This window comes from Aestuariivirga sp., from assembly GCF_044239095.1.
Classification (GTDB): domain Bacteria; phylum Pseudomonadota; class Alphaproteobacteria; order Rhizobiales; family Aestuariivirgaceae; genus Aestuariivirga.
The window spans coordinates 1-4,006 of sequence record NZ_JBIICB010000340.1 but is presented as its reverse complement, the minus strand read 5'-3'; the positions used below and the strand labels follow the sequence as shown (position 1 = coordinate 4,006).

The 4,006-nt window shown below is 61.7% G+C and carries 6 protein-coding genes; 3 read left to right on the top strand and 3 right to left on the bottom strand.

Going from position 1 to position 4,006, the window contains the following annotated elements:
* Nucleotides 1-20 precede the first annotated feature (20 nt).
* Nucleotides 21-473: a c-type cytochrome gene (locus tag ACILRA_RS20685; RefSeq protein WP_395663939.1), complete on the bottom strand. Its 453-nt coding sequence runs from the start codon at nt 471-473 to the stop codon at nt 21-23.
* Nucleotides 474-735: 262 nt separating this feature from the next.
* On the opposite strand from ACILRA_RS20685, the gene ACILRA_RS20680 reads away from it, so the two are divergent.
* A complete protein-coding gene (locus ACILRA_RS20680) occupies nt 736-879 on the top strand; it encodes a hypothetical protein (protein WP_395663938.1) in 144 nt (47 codons plus the stop codon).
* A gap of 68 nt (nt 880-947) precedes the next feature.
* Here the strand turns inward: ACILRA_RS20680 and ACILRA_RS20675 are convergent, their stop codons facing one another.
* Together ACILRA_RS20675 and upp are read right to left on the bottom strand one after the other, a co-directional pair.
* Nucleotides 948-1,724, bottom strand: coding sequence for a response regulator (locus ACILRA_RS20675; protein WP_395663937.1), 777 nt, complete (start codon nt 1,722-1,724; stop codon nt 948-950).
* Between the two features lie 125 nt (nt 1,725-1,849).
* Nucleotides 1,850-2,497, bottom strand: coding sequence for a uracil phosphoribosyltransferase (gene upp, locus ACILRA_RS20670; RefSeq protein ID WP_395663936.1), 648 nt, complete (start codon nt 2,495-2,497; stop codon nt 1,850-1,852).
* Between the two features lie 164 nt (nt 2,498-2,661).
* On the opposite strand from upp, the gene ACILRA_RS20665 reads away from it, so the two are divergent.
* Together ACILRA_RS20665 and wrbA are read left to right on the top strand one after the other, a co-directional pair.
* Nucleotides 2,662-3,153 carry a VOC family protein gene (locus tag ACILRA_RS20665; RefSeq protein ID WP_395663935.1) on the top strand — a complete coding sequence of 164 codons (492 nt, stop codon included), beginning with the start codon at nt 2,662-2,664 and terminating at the stop codon, nt 3,151-3,153.
* 10 nt (nt 3,154-3,163) lie between these two features.
* On the top strand, nt 3,164-3,766 hold the full coding sequence (gene wrbA / locus ACILRA_RS20660) for an NAD(P)H:quinone oxidoreductase (RefSeq protein ID WP_395663940.1): 603 nt from the start codon (nt 3,164-3,166) through the stop codon (nt 3,764-3,766).
* Nucleotides 3,767-4,006: the final 240 nt, after the last annotated feature.

Below are 4,006 nucleotides of genomic sequence, written 5' to 3'. Positions count from 1 at the left end.
GCTGAGAACAGGCGCAGGGCTTAGTCCGCCGCGCGATACGTCTCGTGGCAGCTCTGGCAGCTCTTGCCGAGGCCCGGGAAGGCTGCCTTGAAGGCGGCTTCATCAGCGGCGTCCTTCACCGCCTGCTCGGCCTTCACATATTCCATGCTGGCGGCTTCAAAGCCCTTGGCGTCCGTCCAGACTTCAAGCTTGGCTTCGGTCTTCACTGCACCGCCGGGCTTGGTATCCTCGCCCCACCAATTGGCCCAACCGGCGCAGGCGGCCTGCGTCTTGGTGATCGCGTCGTCGATCGCTGCCTTGTCATAGGCCGCCTGGCCCTTGATGATCGGCACCATCACTTTCATCATGGCGGCATTGGCCTTCATGCAGGCCTGGCGCGCCTCGATCGGTCCCATCTCGGCCATGGCGGCAGACGAAAGCCCGAGCGACAGCGTTGCCGCCGCAAACAGGCCCCAAACTCCCTTGGACATCATAGGTGCTCTCCCTCCGCATTGGGTGTTGACGTTCAGAAACTCCAGATTACGCATGTATTCTGTACCTTTTTCAATCACAATTTGGTGTATGCGCGCGCACTGTCCGCAAGTCCTTGTTCACCTTGTCTGATTTCTGCCCGGGTCAGGCCTCGTAATTGCCTCAGGCGAGCGCCATTGAGGATCGTGAAGGATATCAGCCCTTAGGATATTCTTAAATCCACAACCCTAGACTGAATTTCGACAGAACAGGATGACAGCACCGGTGACACCATCTCAGACGAAGGCACCCAAGGAATCGCCTGCCGACAGGCGCAAGGCGGTACTGAGCCCAGAGCTCAGCGAGGTTCTGCACATGCTGAAGTCGCTCGAGGCGGAACTTGCCACACGGCAGGCGTCAGCCAGGTAAACCCCTCGCTGACATACCAGGCAGACCAAGGGCGGCTTTACCGCCCTTTTTCATGTCCGGAGTGACCGCTATCCCCGCAGCATCTGTACGGTATCGCGGGCCGAGGAGAGCAGCACGCCCAGCGCCTCATGCCTTGCTGTTTCGGAGCAGGCGCGCTGGAAGCGCTGTGCCGCCCAGTCCAGCCGTCTCGCGGCGAAGCCGCGTCCGAGGGCGGCCAGGGTGGAGGCGCAGGCCAGCATCGCACCGTCCTTTGGTCCGCAGCCCTCATGCTCGAGCTGGCCGATGCAGGTCTCGATGTCGCGGCACGCCCCATCCGAGATCGTCTGCCACGCGGGGCCTGTCACGCTGCGGCGCATCTCATGCAGCCGCAATTCGTCGAGCAGCGGCGGCACAGTGTCCAGCGGCCGTCCCTCATCGGCCGGGAGCCGCGTCAGCGCAGCCTTGACCGCCTCATGCAGTTCATTGCGGTTGGCGGGCTTGGGAAGAGCAATGTCGAAGGTATCGCGCCAGCCGCCGGTCCTCACCGAATCGGCAAGGAATGCGGAGAGCGCCATCAATGGTGTCGCTGCGGCGTCGCCGCCCATGCGCCTGATGGAGCGTGCCGCCGTGATGCCGTCCATGACCGGCATCTCGATATCCAGCACGATCACATCGAATTTCTTCTCCGCGGCGCTGTGCACGGCCTGCTCACCGTCGAGCACGGCCTCGACGTCACATCCCATTCCCTTGAGCATCGCCGCGGTGACGATCCTCATCGGATCGCAATCCTCCGCGAGCAGCAGCTGCGGACGGCTGCCACAGGGCATGCTCAGGCTCAGCGATTTCCGTTCGACGTTCCCGTTCATAACCGCCGGCTGCATCATGGTCCGCCCTGACATTTTCCTGAGCGGCAGACGCTAAGGTCCAATGGTTTTCAATTGGTGATCTGGCAGGCTTGAAACCGGCTATGGTTAACCTTTGATGGAGCGGCTCACTTGGTGCCGAACATGCGGTCCCCCGCATCGCCAAGGCCCGGCACGATATAGCCATGGTCATTCAGATGGCTGTCAACCGCCGCTGTGTAGATCGGCACATCGGGATGCTGCTGTGCTACTCTCCGTATTCCCTCAGGCGCAGCGAGCAGGCAGACAAGGCGAACGTCCCGTGCGCCCTTGTCCTTGAGCCTCTGGATTGCATAGGCAACGGAATTGCCAGTGGCCAGCATGGGGTCCACCACGATCACCGGCCGTTCGTCGATGTCGGCGGGTACCTTGAAATAGTATTCAACGGGCTGCAGCGTCACCGGATCGCGGTAGAGGCCGATGTGGCCGATACGGGCAGAGGGCATCAGGTCAAGCATGCCCTCCAGAAGTCCGTTGCCGGCCCGCAGGATGGAGACGATGACCAGTTTCTTGCCCTTGAGGATAGGGGCCTCCATCGCCGCCAATGGGGTCTCGATCGTGTGGGTGGTCATCGGCAGGTTGCGCGCCACCTCATAGGCAAGCAGCAGGCTGATCTCGCGCAGGAGTTGGCGGAACACCGCTGATGGCGTGGACTTGTCACGCATCAGGGTCAGCTTGTGCAGCACCAGCGGGTGATCGACCACGACGAGTGATTTGGGAAGCGCAGTCTCGGCCATGGCGGTTCTCCTTGTCTGAGGCCCGTTTTGCGGAAAGCCGGTCGTGAATTCAAGCGCGGGTGCCCGTCATCCACGGTTTTGCGCAAACATTGCATGGGAAGGCTTGCACCATGGCGGCGACATGCCTATATCGGTAACGACAAAAGTTACATTAAGGATTTCGCATGCCAGCAGAATCGCCCATTCCCGCCGGAACGCGGATCGGCCATGTGCACCTGAAGGTCGCCGATCTGCAACGGTCGCTCGACTTCTACTGCGGTGTGCTGGGCTTTGAACTGCAACAGCTTTTTGGCCGTCAGGCGGCCTTTGTATCGGCCGGCGGCTATCACCACCACATTGGCCTCAACACGTGGGAGAGCGAGGGCGGCTCCCCGCCGCCGCCGGGTACTACGGGACTGTTTCATCTCGCAATTCTCTACCCGGCGCGGGCCGATCTGGCGGATGCCCTGCGCCGCCTTGCCGCCCACAATGTGCCGCTTGATGGCGCATCTGACCATGGCGTCTCTGAGGCGCTTTATCTTCATGATCCCGATCACAACGGCATCGAACTCTATTGGGACAAGCCGGAGAGCCAGTGGCCGCGTATGCCGGATGGCAGCCTTGCCATGGTGACCCACCGCCTTGACCTGCAAGACCTTATCAACACCGAACATTGAGGGACGACAGATTACGAAAGTTCTCGTTCTTTACTATTCCGCCTGGGGCCATATGGAGCAAATGGCCTATGCCGCTGCCGACGGCGCCAGAGAGGCGGGCGCCGAGGTTGACGTGAAGCGGGTTCCGGAGCTCGTGCCGGAAGATGTGGCGAAGGCCGCCTGGTACAAGATGGACCAGAAGGCCCCGATCGCCACGCCGCTCGAACTCGAGAACTATGACGCCATCATCTTCGGCTGCGGCACGCGCTATGGCACCATGGCCTCGCAGATGCGCAACTTCATCGACCAGACAGGTCCGCTCTGGGCCAAGCAGGCGCTGCGCGGCAAGGTCGGCTCGGCGATGACCTCGTCGGCCACCCAGCACGGCGGCCAGGAGTCGACCATTCTCGGCTTCATCCCCACCATGATGCACCACGGCATGGTCGTCGTCGGCCTGCCCTATACCTGGGCTGGCCAGTCGGGCGTTGACGAGATCCGCGGAGGCTCGCCCTATGGCGCATCGACTATCACCAATTCCGACGGCAGCCGCCAGCCCGCCCAGCACGAACTCGACGGCGCCCGCTACCAGGGCCGCCACGTGGCGGAAATCGCCGCGAAGCTGGCCAGCAAGTAAGTTTGAAGTAAGTTGAGTTTATTGACGCCCCGGCCTTGTCCGGGGCGTTTTTGTTTGGAAATGTTTCTTCTATCCCGCAGCCTTCAAGGCCTTCGGTAATTCCTCCGCCAGCACCGCAACATCCTCCGGGGTTCCCGCCGTGATGCGTATACAGCGGTTCAGGGGTGCTACACCCGGCATGCGGACGAAGACGCCTGCCGCCACCAGATTGTCGAGAACGCGCTTTGCAAAGCCTCCATC

Excerpts from the sequence above, each read along its gene's own strand:
- upp (WP_395663936.1), bottom strand. The coding sequence starts at position 2,497 with ATGGCCGAGACTGCGCTTCCCAAATCACTCGTCGTGGTCGATCACCCG.
- ACILRA_RS20685 (WP_395663939.1), bottom strand. The coding sequence starts at position 473 with ATGATGTCCAAGGGAGTTTGGGGCCTGTTTGCGGCGGCAACGCTGTCG.
- ACILRA_RS20665 (WP_395663935.1), top strand. The coding sequence starts at position 2,662 with ATGCCAGCAGAATCGCCCATTCCCGCCGGAACGCGGATCGGCCATGTG.
- ACILRA_RS20675 (WP_395663937.1), bottom strand. The coding sequence starts at position 1,724 with ATGAACGGGAACGTCGAACGGAAATCGCTGAGCCTGAGCATGCCCTGT.